This window comes from Azonexus caeni (assembly GCF_048146105.1).
Classification (GTDB): Bacteria; Pseudomonadota; Gammaproteobacteria; order Burkholderiales; family Rhodocyclaceae; genus Azonexus; species Azonexus aromaticus_B.
The window spans coordinates 1-24,563 of the sequence record NZ_JBKJAD010000004.1; the positions used below are offsets into that span (position 1 = coordinate 1).

At 60.1% G+C, this 24,563-nt stretch carries 26 protein-coding genes and 3 tRNA genes; 17 read left to right on the forward strand and 12 right to left on the reverse strand.

Features of this window, described 5'->3' with window-relative positions; all coding sequences use genetic code 11:
* The 6 genes from ACLIIZ_RS06405 to ilvD form a co-directional block, all read right to left on the reverse strand.
* A partial coding sequence (locus tag ACLIIZ_RS06405) for a GTP-binding protein (protein WP_416691491.1) occupies positions 1 to 126 on the reverse strand: 126 nt, incomplete at its 3' end.
* Positions 127 to 179: 53 nt separating this feature from the next.
* Positions 180 to 254, reverse strand: a tRNA-Thr gene (locus tag ACLIIZ_RS06410).
* 30 nt (positions 255 to 284) lie between these two features.
* Positions 285 to 358 (reverse strand) — tRNA-Gly (locus tag ACLIIZ_RS06415).
* Between the two features lie 40 nt (positions 359 to 398).
* A tRNA-Tyr gene (locus ACLIIZ_RS06420) sits at positions 399 to 483 on the reverse strand.
* Between the two features lie 116 nt (positions 484 to 599).
* A complete protein-coding gene (locus ACLIIZ_RS06425) occupies positions 600 to 908 on the reverse strand; it encodes a c-type cytochrome (protein WP_416691292.1) in 309 nt (102 codons plus the stop codon).
* A 184-nt stretch (positions 909 to 1,092) separates the two neighbouring features.
* Positions 1,093 to 2,949, reverse strand: a complete 1,857-nt coding sequence (gene ilvD, locus ACLIIZ_RS06430) for a dihydroxy-acid dehydratase (protein WP_416691293.1) — start codon at positions 2,947 to 2,949, stop codon at positions 1,093 to 1,095.
* Between the two features lie 89 nt (positions 2,950 to 3,038).
* Between ilvD and lgt the strand changes: the two genes are divergently transcribed.
* The 3 genes from lgt to ACLIIZ_RS06445 are packed head-to-tail and all read left to right on the forward strand — an operon-like array spanning position 3,039 to position 5,129.
* Positions 3,039 to 3,830: a prolipoprotein diacylglyceryl transferase gene (gene lgt / locus ACLIIZ_RS06435; protein ID WP_416691294.1), complete on the forward strand. Its 792-nt coding sequence runs from the start codon at positions 3,039 to 3,041 to the stop codon at positions 3,828 to 3,830.
* Positions 3,831 to 3,871: 41 nt separating this feature from the next.
* Positions 3,872 to 4,345, forward strand: a complete 474-nt coding sequence (locus tag ACLIIZ_RS06440) for a VOC family protein (RefSeq protein ID WP_416691295.1) — start codon at positions 3,872 to 3,874, stop codon at positions 4,343 to 4,345.
* Positions 4,346 to 4,367: 22 nt separating this feature from the next.
* On the forward strand, positions 4,368 to 5,129 hold the full coding sequence (locus tag ACLIIZ_RS06445; RefSeq protein WP_416691296.1) for a hypothetical protein: 762 nt from the start codon (positions 4,368 to 4,370) through the stop codon (positions 5,127 to 5,129).
* Here the strand turns inward: ACLIIZ_RS06445 and htpX are convergent.
* Entirely contained in the window at positions 5,123 to 6,016 is an 894-nt protein-coding gene (gene htpX, locus ACLIIZ_RS06450) for a protease HtpX (RefSeq protein WP_416691297.1), read from the reverse strand. The genes ACLIIZ_RS06445 and htpX overlap by 7 nt on opposite strands.
* A gap of 102 nt (positions 6,017 to 6,118) precedes the next feature.
* Between htpX and ACLIIZ_RS06455 the strand changes: the two genes are divergently transcribed.
* From ACLIIZ_RS06455 to ACLIIZ_RS06485, 7 genes are all read left to right on the forward strand, one after another.
* The gene (locus ACLIIZ_RS06455; protein WP_416691298.1) at positions 6,119 to 7,021 is read left to right on the forward strand and encodes a LysR family transcriptional regulator; all 903 of its coding nucleotides are present in this window, start codon (positions 6,119 to 6,121) and stop codon (positions 7,019 to 7,021) included.
* A 32-nt stretch (positions 7,022 to 7,053) separates the two neighbouring features.
* Positions 7,054 to 8,190, forward strand: coding sequence for a D-alanyl-D-alanine carboxypeptidase family protein (locus tag ACLIIZ_RS06460; protein WP_416691299.1), 1,137 nt, complete (start codon positions 7,054 to 7,056; stop codon positions 8,188 to 8,190).
* A 4-nt stretch (positions 8,191 to 8,194) separates the two neighbouring features.
* Positions 8,195 to 9,070, forward strand: a complete 876-nt coding sequence (locus tag ACLIIZ_RS06465) for a D-amino acid aminotransferase (protein WP_416691300.1) — start codon at positions 8,195 to 8,197, stop codon at positions 9,068 to 9,070.
* A gap of 1 nt (position 9,071) precedes the next feature.
* Entirely contained in the window at positions 9,072 to 9,341 is a 270-nt protein-coding gene (locus tag ACLIIZ_RS06470; RefSeq protein WP_416691301.1) for an HP0495 family protein, read from the forward strand.
* A 1-nt stretch (position 9,342) separates the two neighbouring features.
* Complete coding sequence (gene lipB, locus ACLIIZ_RS06475) at positions 9,343 to 9,960, forward strand: lipoyl(octanoyl) transferase LipB (RefSeq protein WP_416691302.1); 618 nt, start codon at positions 9,343 to 9,345, stop codon at positions 9,958 to 9,960.
* Positions 9,953 to 10,906 (forward strand): lipoyl synthase, encoded by a 954-nt coding sequence (lipA, locus tag ACLIIZ_RS06480; RefSeq protein ID WP_416691303.1) that lies wholly within the window; start codon positions 9,953 to 9,955, stop codon positions 10,904 to 10,906. Before lipB ends, lipA begins: the two co-directional genes overlap by 8 nt.
* Before the next feature lie 131 nt (positions 10,907 to 11,037).
* Positions 11,038 to 12,423 carry a TniQ family protein gene (locus ACLIIZ_RS06485; RefSeq protein ID WP_416691304.1) on the forward strand — a complete coding sequence of 462 codons (1,386 nt, stop codon included), beginning with the start codon at positions 11,038 to 11,040 and terminating at the stop codon, positions 12,421 to 12,423.
* A 291-nt stretch (positions 12,424 to 12,714) separates the two neighbouring features.
* Here ACLIIZ_RS06485 and ACLIIZ_RS06490 read toward each other — a convergent pair whose 3' ends face one another.
* Positions 12,715 to 15,681 carry a Tn3 family transposase gene (locus tag ACLIIZ_RS06490; protein WP_416691305.1) on the reverse strand — a complete coding sequence of 989 codons (2,967 nt, stop codon included), beginning with the start codon at positions 15,679 to 15,681 and terminating at the stop codon, positions 12,715 to 12,717.
* A 183-nt stretch (positions 15,682 to 15,864) separates the two neighbouring features.
* Between ACLIIZ_RS06490 and ACLIIZ_RS06495 the strand changes: the two genes are divergently transcribed.
* The 7 genes from ACLIIZ_RS06495 to ACLIIZ_RS06525 all read left to right on the forward strand — a co-directional run bounded on the left by ACLIIZ_RS06495 (position 15,865) and on the right by ACLIIZ_RS06525 (position 21,781).
* Positions 15,865 to 16,131 (forward strand): nucleotidyltransferase family protein, encoded by a 267-nt coding sequence (locus ACLIIZ_RS06495; protein ID WP_465221439.1) that lies wholly within the window; start codon positions 15,865 to 15,867, stop codon positions 16,129 to 16,131.
* Entirely contained in the window at positions 16,128 to 16,520 is a 393-nt protein-coding gene (locus ACLIIZ_RS06500; RefSeq protein ID WP_374326488.1) for a HepT-like ribonuclease domain-containing protein, read from the forward strand. Before ACLIIZ_RS06495 ends, ACLIIZ_RS06500 begins: the two co-directional genes overlap by 4 nt.
* Positions 16,514 to 17,071 (forward strand): recombinase family protein, encoded by a 558-nt coding sequence (locus tag ACLIIZ_RS06505; protein ID WP_374326487.1) that lies wholly within the window; start codon positions 16,514 to 16,516, stop codon positions 17,069 to 17,071. Before ACLIIZ_RS06500 ends, ACLIIZ_RS06505 begins: the two co-directional genes overlap by 7 nt.
* 78 nt (positions 17,072 to 17,149) lie before the next feature.
* A complete protein-coding gene (locus tag ACLIIZ_RS06510) occupies positions 17,150 to 17,842 on the forward strand; it encodes an ABC transporter ATP-binding protein (protein ID WP_374326486.1) in 693 nt (230 codons plus the stop codon).
* On the forward strand, positions 17,835 to 19,046 hold the full coding sequence (locus tag ACLIIZ_RS06515; protein WP_374326485.1) for an ABC transporter permease: 1,212 nt from the start codon (positions 17,835 to 17,837) through the stop codon (positions 19,044 to 19,046). Before ACLIIZ_RS06510 ends, ACLIIZ_RS06515 begins: the two co-directional genes overlap by 8 nt.
* Positions 19,039 to 20,514, forward strand: coding sequence for a TolC family protein (locus ACLIIZ_RS06520; protein WP_374326484.1), 1,476 nt, complete (start codon positions 19,039 to 19,041; stop codon positions 20,512 to 20,514). Before ACLIIZ_RS06515 ends, ACLIIZ_RS06520 begins: the two co-directional genes overlap by 8 nt.
* Positions 20,507 to 21,781: an efflux RND transporter periplasmic adaptor subunit gene (locus ACLIIZ_RS06525; RefSeq protein WP_374326483.1), complete on the forward strand. Its 1,275-nt coding sequence runs from the start codon at positions 20,507 to 20,509 to the stop codon at positions 21,779 to 21,781. Before ACLIIZ_RS06520 ends, ACLIIZ_RS06525 begins: the two co-directional genes overlap by 8 nt.
* A gap of 51 nt (positions 21,782 to 21,832) precedes the next feature.
* Here ACLIIZ_RS06525 and ACLIIZ_RS06530 read toward each other — a convergent pair whose 3' ends face one another.
* From ACLIIZ_RS06530 to ACLIIZ_RS06545, 4 genes are all read right to left on the reverse strand, one after another.
* A complete protein-coding gene (locus ACLIIZ_RS06530; protein ID WP_374326482.1) occupies positions 21,833 to 22,273 on the reverse strand; it encodes a hypothetical protein in 441 nt (146 codons plus the stop codon).
* Positions 22,270 to 23,100 (reverse strand): hypothetical protein, encoded by an 831-nt coding sequence (locus tag ACLIIZ_RS06535; RefSeq protein WP_223916842.1) that lies wholly within the window; start codon positions 23,098 to 23,100, stop codon positions 22,270 to 22,272. Before ACLIIZ_RS06535 ends, ACLIIZ_RS06530 begins: the two co-directional genes overlap by 4 nt.
* Positions 23,101 to 23,202: 102 nt before the next feature.
* A complete protein-coding gene (locus tag ACLIIZ_RS06540; protein WP_374326481.1) occupies positions 23,203 to 23,643 on the reverse strand; it encodes a hypothetical protein in 441 nt (146 codons plus the stop codon).
* Positions 23,640 to 24,470 carry a hypothetical protein gene (locus ACLIIZ_RS06545; protein ID WP_272804092.1) on the reverse strand — a complete coding sequence of 277 codons (831 nt, stop codon included), beginning with the start codon at positions 24,468 to 24,470 and terminating at the stop codon, positions 23,640 to 23,642. Before ACLIIZ_RS06545 ends, ACLIIZ_RS06540 begins: the two co-directional genes overlap by 4 nt.
* Positions 24,471 to 24,563: the final 93 nt, after the last annotated feature.

Below are 24,563 nucleotides of genomic sequence, written 5' to 3' on the forward strand. Positions count from 1 at the left end.
GCCGCCGAACTTGGCGGACAGCACCGTGGTGATCGCAGCGGTCAGCGTCGTCTTGCCGTGGTCAACGTGACCAATCGTGCCAACGTTGACGTGCGGCTTGGTACGCTCGAATTTTTCCTTAGCCATTCCAGTTCCTCAATAATCAAATTAGCAAACAGTCCAGAATCAAAGCTAATCGGTGGTGCCCATGGGCAGGATCGAACTGCCGACCTCTCCCTTACCAAGGGAGTGCTCTACCACTGAGCCACATGGGCCTACCTTAAAACTCCAGCCGTACCGCGTCGTGGAGCGGGTGAAGGGAATCGAACCCTCGTCTTAAGCTTGGAAGGCTTCAGCTCTACCATTGAGCTACACCCGCTTAACCCCTGCCCGCAGCACAAACCGCTACAGCATCACTCTGGTGGAGGGGGAAGGATTCGAACCTTCGAAGGCAGAGCCGACAGATTTACAGTCTGTTCCCGTTGACCGCTTGGGTACCCCTCCGGGAGAAGCCGGGATTATCCAGACCACCCGCAGCCCTGTCAACAGGCTGGACAAGAAATTGACAACAAAAAGCCGGCTGACGCCGGCTTTTTCAAAACACGGGCAAGGCTCTCAGATCACTTGAGCGACAGAACCCAGGTCACCAGCTTCTTGGCTTCGTCATCGGTGACCTTGTTCGGCGGCATCGGCACCGCACCCCAGTTACCCTTGCCACCGGCAATGACCTTGGCAGCCAGGGTCGCAACAGCAGCCTTGTCGCCCTTGTACTTGGCGGCAACTTCCTTGTAAGCCGGGCCGACCAGCTTCTTGTCAAGCGCGTGGCAGGCCATGCAACCCTTGGCCTTGGCCAGCGCTTCGTCGGCATTCGCCTGACCGGCCATAACGACACCGGCGGCAACCATCATGGCAATGTAAGCAGCTTTCATACTCTCGCTCCGTTTTGGTAAGGTTGATACTTTTGACAGCTTGGCTTTATTTCATGAACGGATGATATAGCCCTTCACCGCCAATCGCAATTCACAGTTACAACATTTCACGTTTTGCCGGCGTGCTGATTTTGCCCGTCTGACGATTCCATTAACGGACGAAACAGCACGAAGTTGACTCGCATCACTTGCGCCGCTGAATCTGCGTCACATCGCGTACCGCTCCCTTGTCCGCCGAGGTCGCCATCAGCGCATAGGCCTGCAAGGCCGGCGACACCACGCGCTGCCGGGCAAGCGGTTGCCACGCTGCCGCGCCGCGCGCCTCCATCGCCATCCGCCGAGCCGCCAGCTCTTCATCGGCGAGCGCAAGATGAATGCGCCGCCCCGGGATGTCGATCTCAATCACATCCCCCTCTTCGACCAAGCCGATGGCGCCGCCATCGGCAGCCTCAGGCGAGGCATGACCGATCGACAGGCCCGAGGTGCCACCGGAAAAACGACCGTCGGTGAGCAGTGCACACTCCTTGCCCAAGCCCATCGACTTCAGGTACGAGGTCGGATAGAGCATCTCCTGCATACCCGGCCCGCCCTTCGGGCCTTCGTAGCGGATCACGACGATGTCGCCGGCGACGATGCTGCCGCCAAGAATTGCTTCGACCGCCGCATCCTGACTTTCGAAAACACGCGCCCGGCCGCTGAATTTCCAGATCGACTCATCGACGCCTGCCGTCTTGACGATACAGCCATCGACCGCGATGTTGCCGTAGAGCACGGCCAGACCGCCGTCCTGCGAGTAGGCGTTGGCCTGGTTGCGGATGCAGCCGTTGGTGCGGTCGAGATCGAGCTCGGGATAACGGCGATCCTGGGAGAACGCTGTCTGCGTCGGCACGCCGCCCGGCGCCGCCTTGAAGAATTCGAGCACGTCCGGCGCCGCGCTGTGGGTGACGTCGTAAGTATGGATCGCCTCGCCCAGCGTCTTCATATGCACGGTCGACACATCCGTGTGAATCAATCCGGCGCGCGCCAGCTCGGCGAGGATGCCCATGATCCCGCCGGCGCGATGCACGTCTTCGATGTGGTAGTTCTGCGTTGCCGGCGCCACCTTGGCCAGGCACGGCGTCTTGCGCGAGATGCGGTCGATGTCGGCCATCGTGAAATCGACTTCCGCCTCGCGCGCGGTGGCCAGCAGGTGCAGCACGGTATTGGTCGAGCCGCCCATCGCAACGTCGAGCGTGATCGCATTCTCGAAGGCTGCCTTGGTGGCGATCGCGCGCGGCAGGACCGAAGCGTCGTCCTGCTCGTAATAGCGGCGGCAGAGTTCAACGGCGAGGCGACCGGCGCGCAGGAACAGTTGCTTGCGGTCGGCGTGCGTGGCGACGACGGTGCCGTTGCCGGGCAGGCTGAGGCCGAGCGCTTCGGTCAGACAGTTCATCGAGTTGGCGGTGAACATCCCGGAACACGAACCGCAGGTCGGGCAGGCGGAACGTTCGAAGCTCTCGACTTCGGCGTCGGAAACGCTCTTGTCGCCGGCCTTGATCATCGCGTCGATGAGGTCGACCTTGATCGTCTGGTCCTTCCAGCTCACCTTGCCGGCTTCCATCGGACCGCCGGAGACAAAGACGACCGGGATGTTCAGACGCATCGCCGCCATCAGCATTCCGGGGGTGATCTTGTCGCAGTTCGAGATACAGACCATCGCATCGGCGCAATGGGCATTGACCATGTATTCGACCGAATCGGCGATCAGGTCGCGCGACGGCAGCGAGTAGAGCATGCCGCCATGGCCCATGGCGATGCCGTCGTCGATGGCGATGGTATTGAATTCCTTGGCAATGCCGCCGGCCGCCTCGATCTCGCGGGCGACCAATTGGCCCATGTCCTTGAGATGGACGTGGCCGGGAACGAACTGGGTAAAGCTGTTGACGACGGCGATGATCGGCTTGCCGAAGTCGCCATCCTTCATGCCGGTCGCGCGCCACAGGGCGCGGGCGCCGGCCATGTTGCGGCCATGGGTGGAAGTGCGGGAACGGTACTGGGGCATGCTCACTCTCCGTTTTGTATCTGGCGCCGGCACGTAGCTGTCACGGACGCGATCTATAATCGGCCAATTCTAGCCGAATCGATTCGACCATGCTGCTCCATCCTCAGTTCGATCCCGTCGCCATTTACCTCGGTCCGCTCGCCATCCGCTGGTACGGCCTGATGTACCTGCTCGCCTTCCTCCAGTTCATCGCGCTCGGCCGTCTGCGCATCCGCCAGAAGCTGGCGCCGGTCAGCGCCGAACAACTCGACGACCTGCTCTTCTACGGCGTGCTCGGCGTCGTGCTCGGCGGCCGCCTCGGCCAGGTGCTGTTCTACGAGCCCGGCTACTACCTGGCCAATCCGCTCGAGATCCTCGCCGTCTGGAAAGGCGGCATGAGTTTCCACGGCGGCTTCCTCGGCGTCCTCGTGGCGATGACGCTATGGGCGAAAAAGGCCGGCCTGCGCTGGCTGACCGTGACCGACTTCATCGCGCCGCTGGTGCCGCTCGGCCTGGCCGCCGGTCGCGTCGGCAACTTCATCAACGGCGAACTGTGGGGCCGGCTGGCTGATCCGGCGCTGCCCTGGGCGATGGTCTTTCCGCAATCGGGCAGCCTGGAACCGCGCCACCCGTCGCAGCTCTACCACGTCGGCCTCGAAGGCCTGGCGCTGTTTGCCATCCTCTGGCTATGGACCGCGAAACCGCGCCCGACCGGTGCCGCCTCGGGCGTCTTCCTGATCGGCTACGGCGCCTTCCGCTTCATCACCGAGTATTTCCGCGAACCCGACCACGGCATCTTCGGCCAGTCGTACACGGTGAGCATGGGACAGTGGCTGTCGCTGCCGATGGTGCTGGCCGGCGTCGCGCTGGTGGTCTTTGCCTACCGCCGGAAATCCCTATAATTATGGATTACTCAAACCACAGCCCGACAGGGAGATAACGCATGACTCGTCCGTTCAAGGTTCTCGGCATCCAGCAAATCGCCATCGGCGGCCCGTCCAAGGAAAAACTCAAGACCCTGTGGGTCGACATGCTTGGCCTCGAGGTCACCGGCACCTTCATGTCGGAGCGCGAAAACGTCGACGAAGACATCTGCGCGATGGGCAAAGGCCCGTTCAAGGTCGAGGTCGACCTGATGCAGCCGCTCGATCCGGAAAAGAAGCCGGCCGTGCACACGACGCCGCTGAACCACGTCGGCCTGTGGATCGACGATCTGCCGAAGGCCGTCGAATGGCTGTCGGCCAACGGCGTCCGCTTCGCCCCGGGGGGCATCCGCAAGGGCGCCGCCGGCTTCGACATCTGCTTCCTGCACCCGAAGGGCAACGAGGAATTCCCGATCGGCGGCGAGGGCGTGCTCGTCGAACTGGTGCAGGCACCGCCCGAAGTGGTCGATGCTTTCGCTAAACTGGCGGGGTAATCACCACACAGGAGCGAGGACGATGGCCCAACTTCCCGACGACGATCTCGAGAAAACCCGTTCCGCCCTCGCTCCGACCCTCGATGCCATGGCATCGATCCTGCCCTGGGTCGGCAAGACCCAGCCGGTGCGCTACCCGCCTGAACTCAACAAACGCTGGCAAGCCGCCTGCCGGGCATTGGCCGACGACTGGTCGAAACACGGACGCAGCGATCCGGAAGCGATCCGCCCCCGGGTCTTCGCGCTGCTTGCCGTAGCCATCGAAACCGGCGAAGCCGACTGCCTGCGTTTCGGCGAAACCCTGGCCAGCGTTGCCGACCATCTGGAACACAAGGCGCCAGGCAACCGTCTGAGCGCCGCCCTGAGCGCGGCCACCGAAGCCCTGCTCGACGAAGGCGGCCTGGAAAACCCGCATTTCGGCGAACGCCTGCGCCATTTCACCGGCCGCCTGGAAGCCGCCTTGCGCCCATCGAGCAAACCCGGCGAGCGTTCCGACGTACTCGACCGCCTCTTCGTGCAGGACGCCGAGGAGCGCGTTGCCCGCATGCACGAGGCGCTCGAAGTGCTGCCGATCGACGTCTACGCGATCGAACTGGAAGCCAGCGAACTGATCCAGCACGCCGAACAGATCGAGATGTGGGGGATTTATCACCTGACCCGGCAGGTGCTCAATTTCGCGCTACAGCTCGGCGACGCCAGCGAAGCGATACAGGACCAGGCCGCCCGGGACATCGAGCAGCAGTTGCTGCTGATCGGGCAGGCGCTGCGCAGCATCGACTACTGACCACCCCGCCAGCGACCGCCGAGGGCGGCGATGCGTTCCTCGAGCGGCGGGTGGGTGGAGAAAAGCGCCATGAATCCGCCCTTGCCGCCAGCGATGCCGGAAGCCGCCATGTTCTGCGGCAAAGGTTCGGTATGCAGGTTACCCAGACGACGCAGCGCGTTCTGCATCGGCACCGGCGAGCCCATCAACCCGGCAGCACCGGCGTCGGCGCGGAATTCACGCTGCCGAGAGAACCAGGCGACAACGATGCTGGCCAGAACGCCGAAGACGATCTCGCAGACCATGCTGGTGACCATGTAGCCGATGCCCGGTCCGCTGCTCTCGGAATCGTTGCGGCGCAGGAAGGAATCGACCAGATAGCCGACGACACGCGAAATGAAGATGACGAAGGTGTTCACGACACCCTGAATCAGCGTCAGCGTCACCATGTCGCCGTTGGCAATGTGCGCCACCTCATGCGCCAGTACCGCTTCGGCTTCCTCGCGGGTCATGCTCTGCAGCAGGCCGGTTGACACCGCGACCAGCGAACTGTTCTTGCTGGCGCCAGTGGCGAAAGCATTGGGTTCGCCATCGTAGATCGCCACTTCCGGCATTGGCAGGTTGGCGCGTTTGGCCAGGCGGGCGACGGTATCGACCAGCCAGACTTCGGTGGATGACGACGGGTGCTCGATGACGCGAGCGCCGGTGCTCCACTTGGCCATCGGCTTGGACATCAGCAGCGAGATGAAGGAGCCGCCGAAGCCGATCACCGCGGCGAAAGCCAGCAGCATGCCGAGATTGAGACCATTGGCGGTGAGGAAGCGATTGACGCCGAGCAGACTGGTCACCACGCTGAGTACCAGCATGACCGCCAGGTTGGTCAGCAGGAAAAGTACGACGCGTTTCATGTTGAACTCCGGGTGTGATGAAAACGGCGCCATGTTAACACGCGTTGGAATAACGAAAAAAACGTAGCAAAATTGAGGCGAACTTCGTTTTTTTCGAAAGCCATGCTCAACTACAAACACCTCCACTACTTCTGGGTCGTTGCCAAGGAAGGTAGCATCACCCGCGCTGCCGAGCGCCTCGGCGTCGCCGTGCAGACGATCAGCGGCCAACTCGGCCTGCTCGAGCGCCAACTGGGCAAGACGCTGTTCAACAATCAGGGACGCGGTCTGGTGCTGAGCGATGCCGGGCGTAAGGCGCTGGCCTACGCTGACCAGATTTTCCTGCTCGGCGAGCAACTGGAAGAAGCCTTGCAGCACGATGGCGACGACGCCATCCTGCGGCTGCGCGTCGGCATCTCCGACGGCATCCCGAAGCTGCTCGCCTACCGGCTGCTCAACCAGGTCAGCGCGATGCCGGGCGATGTCCGCCTGATCTGCGACGAGGGCGAATTCGAAAACCTGCTCGCCGAACTGGCGCTGCACCGTCTCGACGTCGTGCTGACCGACCGGCCGGCGCCGGTCGGCAGCAATCTGAAGGTATTCAGCACCCACCTCGGCGAGTTTCCCACCGCCCTCTTCGCCACCGCGTCACTCAGCGAGCGCTACGGCAGTGGCTTCCCGGACAGTCTGGCGCGGGCGCCGCTGCTGCTGCCGACGCGGCACAACGCGCTGCGCAACCGGATCGACCGCTGGCTCGAGGAGAACCAGATTTCCCCGCGCATTGTCGGCGAATTCGAGGACAGCGCCCTGCTCACCACCTTCGGCCGCGGCGGCTTCGGCATCTTCCCGGCACCGCTCGCCCTCGCCGCGCAACTCGCCAGCGAATACGACGCCCGCCCGATCGGCGCGCTGGACGGCGTCAGCGAACACATTTACGCCATTTCCAACGAACGGCGCATTCGCCACCCGGCGGTCGAGGTGTTGTGCCGTGCTGCCCCACAGCCGCCTGCGGCGGGCGAGTTATAATCCGCACTCCATTCCCCCACCCCCATTTCCCGATGCTTTTCCGCAAACTGGCCGCGCTGGCGGCCGTTCTCATTCTTTCCTTTCCCGCACTCACGCAGGCGCAAGTCACGCCACCGCAACTCGCCGCCAAATCCTGGCTGCTGATCGAAATGGGCTCGGGGCAAACCCTCGCCGCAGAAAAGCCCAATCAGCGCCTGGAACCCGCGTCGCTGACCAAGCTGATGACCGCCTACCTGAGCTTCTCGGCGCTGCGCCAGAAGACGCTGAACCTGCAGCAGAAGCTCCCGGTCTCCGAAAAGGCCTGGCGCATGGGGGGCTCCAAGATGTTCGTCAAGGTTGGTGACACGGTCGCCGTCGACGATCTGATCAAAGGCATGATCGTCCAGTCCGGCAACGATGCCTGCATCGTCCTCGCCGAGGGGATTGCCGGCAGCGAGCAGGCCTTCGTCGACCAGATGAACCGCGAAGCACGCCGCCTCGGCATGACCGCAACCAGCTTCCGCAACGCCACCGGCATGCCCGACCCGGCGCATTACACCACCGCCCACGATCTCGCCCGCCTGGCGGGCGCGCTGATCCGCGAATTTCCCGAGGAATACCGCCGCTATTACTCGATGAAGGAATTCAGCTACGGCGGCATCACCCAACCCAACCGCAACCGCCTGCTCTGGGCCGACCCCAGCGTGGACGGCGTCAAGACCGGCCACACCGACGCCGCCGGCTACTGCCTGATCTCGTCGGCGATCCGCAACCAGCGCCGCCTGCTGTCGGTGGTTCTGGGCACCGCTTCCGACGCCGAGCGCGCCAGCGAATCGCAGAAGCTGCTCAACTGGGGCTTCTTCGCCTACGACGCGGTGACGCTCTACAAGAAGGGACAGGCGGTGTCGACGCAGCGCGTCTGGAAGGGCGATCAGAACCAGGTTGCCGCCGGCTTCGCCAAGGATTTCATCGTCGCCGTACCGAAAGGATTGGCCGGCAAGCTGCAGGCGCAACTGGTCAACCCGTCGCGGCTAATGGCGCCGGTCCAGGAGGGCCAGGCCGTGACCACGCTGAAACTGAGCCTGGACGGCAAGCCCTACGGTGAATACCTCGTCCCGGCTCTTGAAAACGTCCCGCTCGCCGGCATCTTCGGTAGAGCCTTCGATACCGTCAGACTCTGGTTCAACTGATGCCATGACTCCTTACGTCGCCGACCCCGTCTATCTCAACGGACAATTCCTGCCGCTGGCTGAAGCCCGCGTGTCGCCACTCGACCGTGGCTTCCTCTACGGGGATGGCGTCTACGAGGTGATTCCCGTCTATTCCCGTCGCCCCTTCCGGATGGCGGAACATCTCGCCCGGCTGCAGGCGACGCTGGCCGGCATCCATCTCGGCAACCCGCTGCCGCTGGCCGAATGGCAGAAAATCGTCGAGCGTCTGGTCGAACAGGCGCCCTGGGACGATCAGTCGATCTACCTGCAGGTCACGCGCGGCGCCGACGACAAGCGCGACCACGCCTTTCCACCGGCCAGCGTACCGGCGACGGTGTTCGCCTTCGCTTCGCCGCTGGTCACCCCGTCGCCCGCCGTACGCGCCGCCGGCGTCGCCGCGATCACCGTCACCGACCAGCGCTGGGCGCGCTGCGACCTCAAGGTGATCTCGCTGCTGGCCAACGTCCTGGCCCGCCAGCAGGCGGTCGAACTGGGCTGCGCCGAAGCGCTGCTGATCCGCGATAGCTACGTCAAGGAAGGCGCTGCCTCCAACGTCTTCGTGGTCAAGGACGGCCTGCTGCTGGCGCCACCGAAGACGCAATTGATGCTGCCCGGCATCACTTACGACGTGATCCTCGAACTGGCCGCCCAGCACCAGCAGCCCCTGGAAGTGCGCGAAATCGCCGAAGCGGAACTTCGCACCGCCGACGAGGTCTGGATGACCTCGTCGACCAAGGAAGTGCTGGCGATCACCACGCTCGACGGAAAACCCGTCGGCAATGGGAAACCCGGCCCGCTCGGCGTACGGATGTGGCAGTGGTATCAGGATTTCAAGAACACGGTAATGCGCAAAGGCTGAGATGGCTTCGTACAAGGACACACTCCTCGAATTTCCCTGCAACTTTCCCCTGAAGATCATGGGCAAGGCGCACGACGAGCTCGCCCAGGCGGTACTGACCATCGTCACCCGCCACGCCCCCGACTTCGACGGCGCAACGATGGAAATGCGCGCCAGTTCTGGCGGCAACTACTTGAGCCTGACCTGCACCGTGGTCGCCACCTCGAAGCCGCAGCTCGACGCGCTGTACATGGAGCTGACCTCTCACCCGCTGGTCAAGGTCGTGCTCTGACGTGAGCATCGTCGTCAAACGCCTGGGCCGAGTCGACTACGCGCCGACCTTCCAGGCCATGCAGGAGTTCAGCGCAACGCGCACTGCCGAGACGCCGGACGAGCTGTGGATCGTCGAGCACCCGCCGGTGTATACGCTGGGCCAGGCCGGCAAACCGGAACACATCCTGCGCGATGTCGGCATCCCGCTGGTCAAAATCGACCGCGGCGGTCAGGTCACCTACCACGGCCCCGGCCAGGTGGTGATCTACCTGCTGCTCGACCTGTCACGACTGAAGATCAAGGTGCGCGAACTGGTCAGCGCCATCGAACAGGCGGTCATCGACCTGCTCGCCGAGCATGGCGTGACGGCGGAGCGACGCGACGGCGCGCCCGGCGTCTATGTCGGCCCGGCCAAGGTCGCCGCACTCGGCCTGCGCATCCGCAACGGCTGCTCCTACCACGGCGTCTCGCTGAACGTGGACATGGACCTGTCGCCATTCGAAGCGATCAATCCCTGCGGCTATCCCGGCCTGCAGGTGATCCAGACCAAGGATCTGGGCATTCCGCTCACCGCTCATGAGGCGGGCGAGCAACTCTCGCAGCAACTGCTGCAGCAACTGGACATACAACATGGCTGAAACCAAGCAAAAAGGCGTCAAGCAAAAGGGCGAACTGAAGACCGCGCGCATCCCGATCAAGATCGTCCCGGTCGCCGAACCGCTGCGCAAGCCGGAGTGGATCCGCGTCAAGGCCGGCAACAGCGCCGGCCGCTTCGGCGAGATCAAGTCCATGTTGCGCGAGAAGAAGCTGCACACCGTCTGCGAGGAAGCCACCTGCCCCAACATCGGCGAATGCTTCGGCCGCGGCACCGCCACCTTCATGATCCTCGGCGACATCTGCACGCGCCGCTGCCCGTTCTGCGATGTTGGCCACGGCCAGCCCTTGCCGCCCAACCCGGACGAGCCGCGCGAACTCGCCGAATCGGTCGCCGCACTGAAACTGCGTTACGTCGTGATCACCAGCGTCGACCGTGACGACCTGCGCGACGGCGGCGCCCAGCACTTCGTCGACGTCATCAGCAACGTCCGTGAGCTGTCGCCGACGACCACCATCGAAACCCTGGTCCCTGATTTTCGCGGCCGCATGGACGTGGCGCTCGACGTCCTTGGCGGCGCCCTGCCCGACGTCCTCAACCACAACCTGGAAACCGTGCCGCGCCTCTACAAGCAAGCCCGCCCCGGCGCCGACTACCAGCACTCGCTCGACTTCCTCAAGCAGTTCAAGGCCCGCTACCCGAACGTCTCGACCAAATCCGGCCTGATGGTCGGCCTCGGCGAAACCGACGAGGAAATCCTCGACGTCATGCGCGACCTGCGCGCCCACGACGTCGAGATGCTGACCATCGGCCAGTACCTGGCGCCGTCCGGCCATCACCTGCCGGTGACGCGCTACGTCCACCCGGACGTGTTCAAGATGTACGAGGAAGAAGCCAAGAAGATGGGCTTCACCGGCGCCGCCTGCGCGCCGATGGTCCGCTCAAGCTACTGGGCGGACCAGCAGGCGCACAGCGCCGGCGTCGCCTGATGTGAACTTTGATAAGTGAATGAGACTTTTGACAAGTGAACGATAATTTTGATAAGGCAATTTGTCATTCATTTAGCCGGAATGGCACAGGAGACAAGGGGTTGGAATAACTTTCCATCCCAACCTGATTTATGACCGCTCAGCCCTCACAGCTTTGGCCAGTTCACTCCAAGCCGCTGGTGGGCGAAGCGCTCTCATCGTGGTTGTTGAGAATCGCCGATGGCAATGGGCTTGATCAGAGATCGTTCAAGCGCTATTTGCCCAAGGCCCATGGCACAAGCGCAGATCTCGACCTCATCGACGACGAAGCGTTTTTCACTGCCATTGCCACCTGGAGCGCTATTCCGCCCGAACATGTTGCCGCGCTCGGGTTTGCCCGGGATGAAGGCTTGGTATTCATTCAAAAGGCCACAGACCATCCGGACTGGATTATTCCGCGCGACCGGCTAGGCACATGGCCCGAGAAACGGCACGTCGCCTCGCAACCCTTTTGCCCGGCTTGCTTCGCCTCCGATGTGACGCCCTATTATCGAAAAGTTTGGCGATACGCGTTTCACCCTATTTGTCCCGAGCATGGCTTCTTGGCCGACCGTTGCCCGCGTTGCGGCGCTCCGTTCTCCTACCTCGCCCTTGGCAGCGCAAGCTGGAGCCGCTACGGCGCTCATGCTTTGAGACATTGCACCGCCTGCGGCACTCCCTTCGCAAAACCGCAGCACGGGACTTTTGATGCGCTCGAGCAAGGCGCTATTGCAATCCAATCTGCCCTGATGAATGGCCTGGCTGCGGGGTGGATGCAACACGGCGGAAAATCCATTCCGATTGCGCTCTTTCTGCGCGGCCTCCACATAGTAGCTGAAGCGTTGCTGAACCCTGAGCACGGCAGAACGATGTGTGCGTGGGTTGCGGCACACCATCCCGAGTTGGCCTATTCGGATTTCAGCTTCCTGGGCGAAGGCACCCTTGAACGGCAAACAAGTGTTGCGAGGGCGTGGGTATTGGTTCTTGCCTATTGGTTGGTGCAGGATTGGCCGAAACATTGGATTGCGCTGCTTCAGGAAACAGGAATCCGTAGCCCAACGTGCCTGCCGCACCAGAAATTTCTTCCTGCCTGGATGCACAGCGACGAAATTGCACAGTTGTGTATTCGCGAAAATCGGCGATCTCCCGAAGAGATCGCATCGGCCAAGAAACTGTTGGCGAAATTGCGCAACTACCCCCCCAATAATGCGGAACTGACCACATTTATGAATACGGGGGTTGTCCCTCCGTTCAAACCGCGCACACGCCCCATTTCACCAGAAGTACGCCAAGCGTTCAGCCGCCAGTTGCAGGTAAACCCAGGCACTGCCGAGTCCGCTCAAAAGTGTGAAGACAGTCTGCGCCAATGCGTCAGGGAGCTTTATCCTACTGCTCTGGTGGATGATCCTCTAAGTGAATTGCTCGAGGACATGGACGATACGGAAACCTCGTTACCGATATTGAAGCGGCAGCAGAGAAGCCTGCGAGGAAAATCGTAAGGCAGTCCTAGACGGCAATCCGTCTTCTACGGCTGGCGATAGAGCAGACCGGCCGTTCAGGGCGTCTGCTGAACGCGAACTACTCGGCCTTTGCCGCCGTTAGCTGATCGGTCAATGTCGGTCAGCAGTCCAGCAGTAAGCTGCCGTTGGGGCCTTCATCATGGCGACAGGCAGCTTTCTCATTTAGCAACTACGTGCTCCCGACCCTTTGCAGCCGGTCAGCTTGCACCATAGCCGACATTCGGCCAAATCCAATTTGGGGTCGCCTCAGAAAACGGAAAAAATCGTACGTTAAGCCGGTTGTAGCGACCGTAGCGGCCTGAACTTGCCCGCGCCGATCTTGGCGCTGCTGCGCCAGAGGTAATCGCCCGTCAGGTTGATGTGCTCCCAGCCGAGCGGCGAGAGGTACTGCAACAGGGCGTCATCGACAGTCTGGCCGTGACCACGCAAGGCGTTTGAGGCCCGTTCCAGATAGACTGTGTTCCACAGCACGATGGCGGCCGTCACCAGGTTCACGCCGCTGGCCCGGTAGCGCTGCTGCTCGAAACTGCGGTCGCGGATTTCGCCCAGGCGGTTGAAGAACACGGCGCGGGCCAGCGCGTTGCGGGCCTCGCCCTTGTTCAGCCCGGCATGCACGCGGCGGCGCAGCTCGACGCTTTGCAGCCAGTCCAGGATGAACAGCGTTCGCTCGATACGCCCCAACTCGCGCAGCGCCACGGCCAGGCCGTTCTGGCGCGGGTAGCTGCCGAGCTTCCTGAGCATGAGGGAGGCCGTCACCGTGCCCTGCTTGATGGACGTGGCCAGCCGCAGGATTTCATCCCAATGGGCGCGGACGTGCTTGATCTTGAGCGTGCCGCCGATCATCGGTTTCAACGCCTCGTAGGCGGCATCGCCCTTCGGGATGTAGAGCTTGGTGTCGCCCAGGTCGCGGATGCGCGGCGCGAAGCGAAAGCCCAAGAGGTGCATCAGGGCGAAGACGTGATCGGTGAAGCCTGCCGTGTCGGTGTAGTGTTCCTCGATGCGCAGGTCGGATTCGTGGTACAGCAGGCCGTCAAGCACGTAGGTCGAGTCGCGCACGCCGACGTTGACGACCTTGGTGTGGAACGGCGCGTACTGGTCGGAAATGTGGGTGTAGAACGTTCGCCCTGGGCTGCTGCCGTATTTCGGGTTGATGTGGCCGGTGCTCTCGGCCTTGCTGCCGGTGCGGAAGTTCTGTCCGTCCGACGATGACGTGGTGCCGTCGCCCCAATGCTCGGCGAACGGGTGGCGGAACTGCGCGTTGACCAGCTCGGCCAGTGCAGTCGAGTAGGTTTCGTCGCGGACATGCCAGGCTTGCAGCCAAGCGAGCTTGGCGTAGGTCGTACCGGGGCAGGACTCGGCCATCTTGGTCAGGCCTAGGTTGATCGCGTCGGCGAGGATCGTGGTCAGCAGCAGGTTCTTGTCCTTGGCCAGGTCGCCCGATTTCAGGTGCGCGAAGTGCCGGGTGAAGCCCGTCCATTCGTCCACCTCCAGTAGCAGTTCGGTGATCTTAACGTGCGGCAGGATCATCGCGGTCTGGTCGATCAGGGCCTGCGCGGTATCGGGCACTGCCGCATCGAGCGGCGTGATCTTCAGGCCCGACTCGGTGATGATGGCGTCTGGCAACTCGTTGGCCATCGCCATGCGGTTGACGGTGGTGAGCTGGTTTTCCAGCAGCGTCAGCCGGTCATGCAGGTACTGGTCGCAGTCGGTGGCCACGGCCAGCGGCAGTTCGCTGGCCTGCTTGAGGCTGGCGAATTTCGCGGGCGGCACCAGGTAGTCCTCGAAGTCCTTGAACTGGCGTGATCCCTGCACCCAGATGTCGCCGGAGCGCAGCGCGTTCTTCATCTCCGACAGCGCGCACAGCTCGTAATAGCGCCGGTCGATGCCGGTGTCGGTCATCACCAGCTTCTGCCAGCGCGGCTTGATGAAGTCGGTCGGCGCGTCGGCGGGCACCTTGCGGGCGTTGTCGCTGTTCATGCCGCGCAGCACCTCGATGGCGTCGAGCACGTCCTTAGCTGCAGGTGCGGCCCGCAGCTTGAGCACGGAGAGGAATTCCGGCGCGTAGCGGCGCAGCGTGGCGTAGCTCTCGCCGATGCGGTGCAGGAAATCGAAGTCCTCGGGTTGCGCGAGCTTTTGCGCCTCTGTGACGCTTTCGGCGAAGGCGTCCCAGGACATGACGGCTTCGATGGCGGCGAACGGATCGCGGCCCGCTTGCTTGGCCTCGATCAGTGCCTGACCGATGCGGCCGAACAGCCGCACTTTGGCGTTGATCGCCTTGCCGGACGCCTGGAACTGCTGCTGATGCTTGTTCTTGGCAGCGTTGAACAGCTTGCCCAGGATGCGGTCGTGCAGGTCGATGATTTCGTCGGTGACGGTGGCCATGCCCTCGATGGCGAGCGCCACCAGGGTCGCGTAGCGCCGCTGCGGCTCGAACTTGGCCAGGTCGGCGGGCGTCATCTGGCCGCCCTCGCGGGCGATCTTGAGCAGCCGGTTCTGGTGAACCAGCCGCTCGATGCCAGAAGGCAGGTCGAGTGTCTGCCACGCTTTGAGGCGTTCGATGTGTTCCAGCATGTGCCGCGAGTTCGGTTTGACAGGCGACTGGCGCAGCCAGGCCAACCAAGTCGTCTTGCCGTTGTCCCGGCGCTTAAGCAGATCGTCGAGGCGGCGGCGATGCGCGTCCGAAAGCGGCTCGGCCAAGGCTTCGTAGATGCGCCGGTTGGCACGGGTGATCGCCTCGGCACAGGCGCGCTCGACAACATCCAGCGTCGGCAAAATGATGTGTCGGTAGCGCAGCGAGTCGAGGATAGCGCTGACCAGCACGACGCCCTTGTCGGTCTGTAAGGCCAACTCGGTCGTGGCATGGACGGCCTGCCGGTAATGCGCCAGGCCGAACGGCTCCATGCCCAGGTATGCCCGCAGTTCGAGCAGGTGTTCGCGCCGGGTTTCCTCCCGCTCTGCATACTGCGGCCAACACGCCGGATCGAGCCGCAATTGCCGCCCGATCCATTGCAGCAGGGGCGTCGGCACCTCAGCGCCGGGCAGCAGGCCCTGCCCGGGGAGGCGCAGCAAGCACAACTGCACCGCGACGCCCAGGCGGTTGGCGTCGCCGCGCCGCTGACGGATCAGCGACAGGTCGGGTTCGCTGAAGGTGTAGTGCCGGATGAGTTCGTCTTGGGTATCGGGCAGAGCCAAGAGGCTGTCGCGCTCGGCGGCGGAGAGGATCGAACGACGGGGCATGCGGTTTCCTTCTTCTTGAAAACGCTCGTTTGTGATCAGCCAGCCAAGGAAACTGGCGTGGCATGGGAAATCAAGGCATTGCAATTCTCAAAAATAGTTCTTGAAACTCTATTCTTATCCGCATATCATTTCAACGAGTTTCGATAAGAAAGGATGCCCATGCGACCGTCCGTTGTGCTTGACATGAAGCGAAGCGCGGTGCGCGAAGCGGTGAGCCACTTCCGAACAGCGAACCCGCGCGTCTTCGGTTCGGTGCTGCATGGCACAGACCGGGATGGCAGCGACCTCGATTTGCTGGTCGATGCGTTGCCTGGCGCGACGTTGTTCGACCTGGGCGGACTGCAAGACGAACTGGAATCGCTGCTTGGTATTCACGTCGATCTGCTGACCCCTGCCGATTTGCCGCCGAAATTCCGGGCCAATGTACTCGCGGAGGCGCAGCCGCTATGAACGAGAACCGCCTTCCTGACTACCTCGACCACATGCAGCAGGCCGCGACCGATGCCAGCGCCTTCGTGGAGGGTCTGGCCAAAGACGACTTCTTGACTGACAAGCGCACCCAGCAGGCCGTCATCATGAGTCTAATCATCATCGGCGAGGCCGCCACAAAGGTAATGGACAGCTACGCCGAGTTCACCCAGGCTCACCCCGAAGTGCCGTGGCGCAGCATGCGCGGTATGCGCAACCGCATCGCCCACGGATATTTCGACATCAACCTTGATGTGGGGTGGGAGACGGTGCAAACGGCATTGTCGGAGCTGCTGAAGCAACTGCCCGCTGTGCGCCGGGATGCAGATGCCGACAATCGAAACGACCCTGTGTGTGCCAAGTCATGCTGATCGGCTATGCACGGGTCTCGACTCAGGATCAGAACCTTGATCTTCAACTCGAAGCCTTGACCAAAGCGGGCTGCAAGAAGGTCTTCGACGACAAGATCAGCGGTAGCCGAGCCGAGCGGCCCGGACTCACCAAAGCGCTGGAACTGCTGCGCGAGGGCGACACCCTTGTTGTCTGGAAGCTGGATCGCTTGGGTCGCAGCGTCAAGAACCTGGTCGATCTGGTTAGCGAACTGCATAGGCAAGGCGTCCAGTTCAAGAGCCTCACCGACGCCATCGACACCGGCACCCCATCAGGTCGGTTCTTCTTCCACGTCATGGCTAGCTTGGCCGAAATGGAACGGGAACTGACGGTGGAACGCACCCGCGCCGGGCTGGAGGTCGCTCGCCAGCTTGGTCGCAAGGGCGGTCGCAAACGCCAAATGACCGACAGCAAAATCGAATCTGCCAAGAAACTCCTGGCCAGCGGCATCCCGCCTCGGGATGTGGCGAAAAACCTTGGTGTGTCGGTGCCGACCCTGTACCGCTGGATTCCAGCCTCGATGCGCGCGTGATGCACGTTTTACTCCGTTTTCCGAGATGACCTGGGTTCCCCAATGAACAGTTCACCAGAATGTAAAGCGCAAGCCCTGATGACGCTGGAAGGCATCAGCCAGTCTTACCGTATTGGGGAGCGAGTAATTCCCATATTGAAAAATATCTCCCTAACTCTTTGGCGGGGCACGACGTGCGCCCTTCTCGGAGCGTCCGGGTCGGGAAAGAGCACGCTGCTTAATATTCTTGGGCTGCTTGATCGCCCGGTATCAGGTCAATTCCGCTTCGCCGACCAAGACATGCTGACAGCAAGCGTGGATGAACTGGCGGCTATTCGCAATCGCGAGATCGGGTTTGTTTTTCAGTCATTCAATTTGTTGCCGCACCTTACCGCATTGGCCAATGTGGCCTTGCCGTTAACATATCGTGGAATGTCGCATCACGAAGCGCATGCGTATGCACTAGACCAAATGCGACGAGTAGGTCTGGCAGGCCATGCTGAGCACCGACCTGCAGAATTGTCCGGCGGACAGTGCCAGCGTGTAGCAATAGCGCGCGCCCTGGTCGGCAATCCAGCCATCATCTTGGCTGATGAACCTACCGGCAACCTCGATAGCACGACCGCCGCCGGCGTCATGGATTTGCTACTGGAACTTAACCGTGAGCAGGGCGTTACGCTGATGGTGGTGACGCACGACGCCTCAGTGGCGAAGCAGCTAGATCGACAGATTGAAGTCTTCGATGGGGGCTTGCACGAGGCATTCATCCCGGAAGCGGGGAAATATGCATAGGCGCTTTGTTCAACATCACGGCCCTTCGCCATTTCAATTGCTTACCGAGTCCATTCATAGTCTACGCCTGCTGGGACGGCGATCCTTACTGGCGCTGCTGGGTATTGTCGTAGGCAGCGCGTCGATCATCGCGCTGCTCAATATCGGCCGCAATGCGGCCGATGAATCGATTCGTGCCTTCAAGGACTTGGGCGCCGATACCTTGATTGTCACTTTTCCAGATTCGCCACAGAACAAGCGCCTACTTCCGTTGTCCCTGGACGCGGACGCACTGAAAGAAGCCGTGCCTGCCATCGCCCATGTCGCACCGATCACAATACATTCGGCGCGTGTAAGCCTAAATGGGCAAATAGCAGAAGCTACTCTAGTTGGCACCTCCGCTGACTTGGCCCCTGCCTTGGGTCTGAAAATCCAAGAGGGCCGCTTCCTTTCCGACTTTGATCATCGTGAAACCTTTGTCGTGGTCGGGGCACGCGTCGCACGCGACCTCGGTGCGAAGGGAAATTCTTTACAAGTCGGCGGCCTGTTGCAGATCGAAAACTATCTGTTCCAGGTCATCGGTATTGCCGAAGGCTTAACTACAAGTTCGTTGATACCGGTGGCTATTGACGAATCGGTGATACTACCTATCGACGGCATGCGTCGCTTACGGCCAACCCCGGAAATTGGCAGTGTGGTTGGCAAGGTGCTCGCCACGGCCGAACTCCCCACTACGGCAAGGGCTTTACGCAATTACCTGAGCAGATGGGCGAATGGCCGCGAGGTAGAGGTACAAATACCGCAACACCTGCTTGACGGACTCAAGCGCCAGGCCAGTACGTTTTCCTATCTACTCGCTGGCTTGGGGGGTATTTCCCTTTTGGTAGGCGGGGTAGGTGTAATGAATGTCATGTTGATGAACGTTTCAGAGCGGCGGCGAGAGATCGGCGTTCGTATGGCGTTGGGGGCTCGCCCACGCGATATTCGTAACTTGTTTTTGCTGGAAGCCGGGACTCTATCCATTATCGGAGCAGTGTTGGGGGGCATATTGGGGCTTGTCGTTGCCTATGTTTTTACGCACGTTTCGGGGTGGCAATTCTCATTTGCCCCTGAATCCTTGCTTCTGGGATGTGGCAGCTCGTTACTGATTGGGCTTTTTTTCGGTCTGTATCCAGCTATTTCCGCAGCCCGACTACAACCCGTCCAAGCGCTACGAAATGTATAAGCAAAAGTTCGTCGCCATCGCCTTGCTTAGTGGTCTGTGCAACTTGGCATGGACCACAGATACGCTGGAGCCATCACGAGCCACGATGCCTGGCAAGTTATCGGCATCCTTGAATGATCAGATGGTCGATCTGAGTTTGACCGACGCTGTATTTCTTGGGCTGCGCGATAACCGCGCCATTCGTAGCGCATTCTTGCAGCGCGTCGCACAGAAATTCGATTTGCGAGTAGCCGAAGATCAATTTACGCCCAAGTTGGTGTTAGCCGGGCGTTCCCTCATCGGTAGCAATCAAGACGATCGCTACCGCACCAGCGAAGTGAGCCCCACCACGACCTTACTGACCGAATTGGGTACGCGAGTCAGCTTGTCATGGACGAACCGAATTAACCAGACTGATCGTTCCGGCCGCTATCAGAGCAACGGGCTGACCTTTACCATCATCCAGCCACTGTTGCGCGATGCCGGGCCAGAAGTCACCACTGCTCCGGTACGCCTTGCACGTTTGGGTGAGCAAGCCAATCGACTCAGTCTGAAAGCTACCATTTCGCAAACTGTCACCCAAATCGCGGTGGCCTATCGGGAATTGCTGCGCGCCCAGGAGCAACTGCGCATCGCGCGTGATGCACTGGCGCGTTCGCAACAACTCATGGAAGTGAACAAAGCCTTGATCGCGGCAGGCCGCATGGCTGAGTTCGAAATCGTGCAAACCGAGGCCGATGCAGCCACTCAGGAGCTTGGTGTCGAAGAAGCTGCCAATCACCTTGATGCCAGCCGGCGGGGGCTGCTGCGGCTCCTGGCCTTCGATCTGAATACACCGGTTAGAGCGAGCGACGCCTTGGGGGCCAAACGTGTCGACCTCAATGTGGCCCAGGCTTTGCGTATTGCGCTGGAAAATCAGCCGGAATATTTGATGCAACTGATTTCGAGCGAACAGGCGGCGATTAACCTCCGGGTAGCCAAGAACCAACGACTGTGGGATGTTTCCTTGGTCGGAGGGGCGAGCCAATTGCGTGACAAGGTTTTTGGCGACCAGATCAGTAACCTAGATCGGCAATGGGATAAGTACGCGGGGATTCAGTTCAATATTCCTATTGGGGATTTGCGGCCGCGTCAGAACGAAATTCGGGCAGAGGTCGATGTTAAAGACAAGGCCATCCGGCTCGCCGAAATGAAGCAATTGACGGAGCGCGATGTGGGCGATTCAGTGCGTGACGTGGGCACGCGCTGGCGTCAATACGAAATCGCCCAGCGTGCCCGAGAACTGTCGTTGCGCAAGCTTGAAATCGAGCGCGACAAGCTGAAAGTAGGACGTTCCAGCAATTTCCAGGTACTAAGTTTCGAGACCGATCTGCGCAATGCAGAGAATGCTCAGTTAAATGCACTGATCGCCTACCTGAATGCGCAGACATTATTGGACGAAAAACTGGGGATGACTTTGGAGAGTTGGGATATTGCACTCAATGACTAAACTAAACCGCCTGCTTGGGTCACGGCTCAAGACATGGCTTCTAGCCGGCGCCATCTTGCTGGCCCTGGGGGGCGCCGTCGTCGCGTACCAGGCCAACGAGTCGATTCAGGCGCCGGAGCCACAGTGGCTACGTATCGAATCAAAACCCATGGTTTTGCGCTTAGGGCTGGTGGGGCGTCTTGAGCCCGCATCCCTCGTCACCTTTACGGCACCGTTTGATGGCAACGTCCAGGAAAAGATCATCGAGGAAGGCCATCGGGTTGAACGCGGGCAGGTACTGCTGCAACTCGATACCGCCCAATTGGACATCCAGTTACGTGAAGCGCTGGCCGGATTGTTGAAAGCGAAGCGTGCCGTGCATGACCTGGCGCATTGGTCGCAAGGTCAGGAAGTGGCTCGGGCACGCCGAGCCATGACGACCATCCAAATGAGCTTGGGCGATACTGAACGCAAACTGGCTGAAACCAGTGCTTTACTGGCACGCGGCATCGTGCCACGCATGGAAGTTGATGCCTTGGAGCAGCAGGCGAACACGCAGCGCCTAGATCTGACTGCGGCGCAGGCAGAGTTCAAGTTGGTACTGGCAAAGGGAGGTGGCGAGGATCGGCAAATTGCTGAAATGGAACTCGCCAATGCCACAGCAAGATACGAGGCGTTGCGTGCATTGGAGGTTCGGCGCGAACTGGTTGCGCCATTTGCTGGAATCATCATGCGCGTGCCTGGTGTTGCACCCGATAGATCACCGGCAGAACCCGTACAGCGCGGCGCTCGCGTCAGCCGGGGGCAGCCACTTTTTGGCCTGGCGAGTCTGGAACAACTCAAGGTTGTTGCGAAGGTGGAAGAGGTTGACATCAACTTGGTGCAGGAAGGCCAGTTAGTTGAAATCACAGGCGACGGCTTTGATGGCATTACACTGAGCGGAAACGTTGCCTCGGTGGGCGCCCAAGTCGTTGCAATAGATTCACCAGGCTCAGGGGCAAACTATGAAGTGATAGTGGCCATGCCGGCGCTGAGCGCCGAGCAACAGAAGCGCCTCAAGTTGGGGATGAGTGCCAAGTTGTCGATCATCACTTATCAGAATGACACTGCTATTGTCATACCCCACGAGGCGATCCTGAAAGAAGGCAATCAGCTGTTCGTGGAGTACCGCAACATGGAGGGCGCTGCAGCGGAGCGGATTGCGGTGAAAGCTGGACGGGTCAGCGCAGAAGGTGTGGAGGTATTCGGCCTTAAGCCCGGATATGTAAGAACAATGAATAGGCCATAATGGAAAAGCCCGGCGATAATCACCGGGATTTTCAGAGGAGGGACAAAATGTTTATTTCATTACGAAATCGACCGTCCATGCATAGGTGGTCAAGTTGGTCGAGGTAATGGTAGCGGTGCAAATTGCCCCACCGCTGCCCGTCGCGGTTTTGTTCCATTGCGGGATCTTGTAACCGCCGGGTTGCAGCGCGTTGACGAAGGTTGTGCCGAACACGCATTCCTTGGTGCCGATTTTGTAGCGGACGTTTGCAAAGTTCACGTCCGGGCTGAGCGTGCTGGTGACGGTGTAGACGTTATTAGCCGCCGCCGGCACAGTCGTAGCGGGTTTGGGAGAGGCATTCGCATACGTACTGGATTCGTTGCTGGTAACGATGGTGTAGGTCGCGTTTGCGGTCCCTTGGTTCTTGAAGGTCACTGTTACAGGTGGCCCCGCAATCGCGGCCGTGGCGGCAAAGATGGAGGTGGCGGCAAGCAGTTTTGGCAACAATTTCATGGATTACTCCTTACGGTTGGTGAGTCAGTGGTGTTTTTCGGCCCTTGGGGAAGTTCATTGGTTTGTTGCGTGCTTTGCTCGAATAGCATCTCGATCAAGCTCATGGGGTCTTTGTCTTTGCCCTCTGCTCGGTGTGTGCGGTAGTTAAAATCCAGATCAATCTTGGACTGCAGATCAGTGGCATAATCCTTTGGGTATTGTGCTTGCTCGATAGCAGGCAGTTCCTTGAAGTGATCAAGTACAGAACTGAAGAAATTCGTCAGTTTCCCCGTGCTGTTGTATTCGGCCATGGCTTGGGTTGTGACCTTTACACGCCATTCTTCTTCTTGACGATCGGCTTCATAGGATGCCGCTCTTCGTTCATTGACTGTATAAGTCCCGCTATCGTCATAAACGATGTTTGCCAATTGCTCTCGTGATAAACCGGCAAATGGATTTTTCTCTAAGGTTCCACCTCTAGCCGCACTATTAACATACTCCGTCGCCTGTTTAGCTCTGGCCAATAATTCTGGGTCGCTCGTCCTAGGCACTTCACTGTCGTGTTTGGCCTTGTTGGTGAAGTAAGCATCACCCTGTATCTGGCTCAAAGCGGTCTTTGCCTTGTCCGCCAATTCCGAACGGGTAAGTGTCTTATCCCGCTCTTCGGCACGGCTGGCGCTCGCGGCCAGTTGTCGGGCCAGTGTGGAAATCGTCTGTGAGCCACCTTGAGTGCCCGATGTGCCCGGACTTTCCGTAGCGTCGGAAATCGGGGCGGTTGCCGAAGCCGCCTTGAACGCCGCCGCGTTGCCTATCTGGGCTGTGGAGTACGAACCAATGGAACCGATCATAACTGCCCCTTCGAACCTAGAACCTGTGCGAAAACGAAACGACCGTAAATAAATAACGAAAAAAACCGGCAAAAATCGCCGGGCATTCGGATACTCAAATCGCTATTTCATTACGAAATCGACCGTCCATGCATAGGTGGTCAAGTTGGTCGAGGTGATGGTAGCGGTGCAGATCGCCCCGCCGCTACCCGTCGCGGTCTTGTTCCATTGGGGGATTTTGTAGCCGCCGGGTTGTAGCGCATTGACGAAGGTCGTGCCGAATACGCACTCCTTGGAGCCGATTTTGTAGCGGACATTCGCAAAGTTGACGTCCGGGCTGATCAGGCTGGTGACAGTGTACGAATTGTTGATCCCTGCCTTAACGGTTGTCGCAGGCTTGGGCGAAGCATTCGCATACGTGCTGGTCTCGTTGCTGGTGATAATGGTATAAGTTGCATCTGCGGTAGCTTGGTTCTTGAAAGTCACCGTTACGGGCGGCCCAGCAATTGCTGCTGTGGCGGCGAAGATGGAGGTGGCGGCAAGCAGTTTTGGCAACAATTTCATGGATTACTCCTTACGGTTGGTGAGTCAGTGGTGTTTTTCGGCTCTTGGGGAAGTTCATTGGTTTGTTGCGTGCTTTGCTCGAATAGCATCTCGATCAAGCTCATGGGGTCTTTGTCTTTGCCCTCTGCTCGGTGTGTGCGGTAGTTAAAATCCAGATCAATCTTGGACTGCAGATCAGTGGCATAATCCTTTGGGTATTGTGCTTGCTCGATAGCAGGCAGTTCCTTGAAGTGATCAAGTACAGAACTGAAGAAATTCGTCAGTTTCCCCGTGCTGTTGTATTCGGCCATGGCTTGGGCTGCCACTTTCTCTCGCCACGCTTCTTCCTGATCGTAAGACTCTCGCCAAGCGGCGTGACGCTCATTCACCGTATACGTACCGCTCTCGTCGTAAATAATGTTTGACAACTGTTCTCGCGATAGGCCGGAAAATGGGTTTTTAATCGAGTGGCCGCCTCTAGATGCATCATTAACGAATGCCGTTGCCTGCTTGGCTCTAGACAGTAATTCCGGGTCACTGGTATTGGGAATCTCGCTGTCGTGCAGTGTTTTATTTGCATAGTATGAATCACCGACTATGTGATTCAGAATGCTTTTCGCCTTGTCAGCCAATTCCGAGCGGGTGAGCGTCTTGTCTCGTTCTTCGGCGCGGCTGGAGCTTGCGGCCAGTTGTCGGGCCAGCGTGGAAATCGTCTGTGTGCCGCCTCGCGTACCTGACGCGCCCTGATTTTCTGAAGCGTCAGAAACCCGCTCGGTCGCCGAAGCCGCTTTGAAAGCCGCCGCGCCGCCTGCCTGGGTTGTGGAATACGAACCAATCGAGCCGATCATGGCTACCCCCTTTTGTGAGCTTGGAGTCTGCACGCCTAATCCAGTATTAGCACAATACCATAAATGACGAAGTGTTTCACAATCGCATCTCTG

Bases quoted from the DNA above. Each gene is read 5' to 3' on its own strand.
- ACLIIZ_RS06425 (WP_416691292.1), bottom strand. From the start codon at position 908: ATGAAAGCTGCTTACATTGCCATGATGGTTGCCGCCGGTGTCGTTATG.
- ilvD (WP_416691293.1), bottom strand. From the start codon at position 2,949: ATGCCCCAGTACCGTTCCCGCACTTCCACCCATGGCCGCAACATGGCC.
- lgt (WP_416691294.1), top strand. From the start codon at position 3,039: ATGCTGCTCCATCCTCAGTTCGATCCCGTCGCCATTTACCTCGGTCCG.
- ACLIIZ_RS06440 (WP_416691295.1), top strand. From the start codon at position 3,872: ATGACTCGTCCGTTCAAGGTTCTCGGCATCCAGCAAATCGCCATCGGC.
- ACLIIZ_RS06445 (WP_416691296.1), top strand. From the start codon at position 4,368: ATGGCCCAACTTCCCGACGACGATCTCGAGAAAACCCGTTCCGCCCTC.
- htpX (WP_416691297.1), bottom strand. From the start codon at position 6,016: ATGAAACGCGTCGTACTTTTCCTGCTGACCAACCTGGCGGTCATGCTG.
- ACLIIZ_RS06455 (WP_416691298.1), top strand. From the start codon at position 6,119: ATGCTCAACTACAAACACCTCCACTACTTCTGGGTCGTTGCCAAGGAA.
- ACLIIZ_RS06460 (WP_416691299.1), top strand. From the start codon at position 7,054: ATGCTTTTCCGCAAACTGGCCGCGCTGGCGGCCGTTCTCATTCTTTCC.
- ACLIIZ_RS06465 (WP_416691300.1), top strand. From the start codon at position 8,195: ATGACTCCTTACGTCGCCGACCCCGTCTATCTCAACGGACAATTCCTG.
- ACLIIZ_RS06470 (WP_416691301.1), top strand. From the start codon at position 9,072: ATGGCTTCGTACAAGGACACACTCCTCGAATTTCCCTGCAACTTTCCC.
- lipA (WP_416691303.1), top strand. From the start codon at position 9,953: ATGGCTGAAACCAAGCAAAAAGGCGTCAAGCAAAAGGGCGAACTGAAG.
- ACLIIZ_RS06485 (WP_416691304.1), top strand. From the start codon at position 11,038: ATGACCGCTCAGCCCTCACAGCTTTGGCCAGTTCACTCCAAGCCGCTG.
- ACLIIZ_RS06490 (WP_416691305.1), bottom strand. From the start codon at position 15,681: ATGCCCCGTCGTTCGATCCTCTCCGCCGCCGAGCGCGACAGCCTCTTG.
- ACLIIZ_RS06495 (WP_465221439.1), top strand. From the start codon at position 15,865: ATGAAGCGAAGCGCGGTGCGCGAAGCGGTGAGCCACTTCCGAACAGCG.
- ACLIIZ_RS06500 (WP_374326488.1), top strand. From the start codon at position 16,128: ATGAACGAGAACCGCCTTCCTGACTACCTCGACCACATGCAGCAGGCC.
- ACLIIZ_RS06505 (WP_374326487.1), top strand. From the start codon at position 16,514: ATGCTGATCGGCTATGCACGGGTCTCGACTCAGGATCAGAACCTTGAT.
- ACLIIZ_RS06510 (WP_374326486.1), top strand. From the start codon at position 17,150: ATGACGCTGGAAGGCATCAGCCAGTCTTACCGTATTGGGGAGCGAGTA.
- ACLIIZ_RS06515 (WP_374326485.1), top strand. From the start codon at position 17,835: ATGCATAGGCGCTTTGTTCAACATCACGGCCCTTCGCCATTTCAATTG.
- ACLIIZ_RS06520 (WP_374326484.1), top strand. From the start codon at position 19,039: ATGTATAAGCAAAAGTTCGTCGCCATCGCCTTGCTTAGTGGTCTGTGC.
- ACLIIZ_RS06525 (WP_374326483.1), top strand. From the start codon at position 20,507: ATGACTAAACTAAACCGCCTGCTTGGGTCACGGCTCAAGACATGGCTT.
- ACLIIZ_RS06530 (WP_374326482.1), bottom strand. From the start codon at position 22,273: ATGAAATTGTTGCCAAAACTGCTTGCCGCCACCTCCATCTTTGCCGCC.
- ACLIIZ_RS06535 (WP_223916842.1), bottom strand. From the start codon at position 23,100: ATGATCGGTTCCATTGGTTCGTACTCCACAGCCCAGATAGGCAACGCG.
- ACLIIZ_RS06540 (WP_374326481.1), bottom strand. From the start codon at position 23,643: ATGAAATTGTTGCCAAAACTGCTTGCCGCCACCTCCATCTTCGCCGCC.
- ACLIIZ_RS06545 (WP_272804092.1), bottom strand. From the start codon at position 24,470: ATGATCGGCTCGATTGGTTCGTATTCCACAACCCAGGCAGGCGGCGCG.